Genomic DNA, 587 nt, shown 5'->3' with positions numbered 1-587 from the left:
GGCGATAGGCCATCAGCTGGCGCTGCGGATCGGGCACGCGCGATTCTGGCGTGAAGGCGATGTCATTGATGATGTCGCCGCGATAGCTCGGCAGTTCGACGCCGTTGAGCTTCTCCATCGGCGAGGACCGCGGCTTGGCGAACTGGCCGGCGATACGGCCGATCTTCACCACGGGCAGCGCGCCGGCATAGGTCAGCACCACCGACATCTGCAGGAAGGCGCGGAAGAAATCGCGGATATTGTTGGCGCCATGCTCGGCAAAGCTCTCGGCGCAATCGCCGCCCTGCAGCAGGAAGGCCTCGCCGGCAGCCACGCGGGCGAGCGACTTCTTCAGATTGCGGGCTTCGCCTGCAAAAACCAGCGGCGGAAACGTGGCAAGCTGCGCCTCGACATCGCCAAGGGCCTTGAGATCCGGGTATTCCGGCATTTGCAGCACGGGCTTGCCGCGCCAGCTATCGGGCGTCCACCGCTCGGACATCACTTCTCTCCTGAAAACCGCGCTTTATGGCTGCGGAGGCCGCGTTATACACAGCGTAGATGGGGATCGCCAGTTCGAAATCCACATTGCGCCCCAAGCCCTTGCAGCC

The 587-nt window shown here is 63.7% G+C and carries 1 protein-coding gene; it reads right to left on the bottom strand.

The genetic code is table 11. The features are described 5' to 3' along the window. Positions 1-478 (bottom strand): 3-deoxy-7-phosphoheptulonate synthase (locus AC1DS5_RS25320; RefSeq protein ID WP_477720997.1); only part of this gene is annotated, 478 nt, incomplete at its 3' end. Positions 479-587: the final 109 nt, after the last annotated feature.

Source organism: Polaromonas sp. P4_H1 (genome assembly GCF_056400945.1).
The sequence above is the reverse complement of the archived record's forward strand: the minus strand, read 5'-3'. Positions and strand labels throughout refer to the sequence as shown.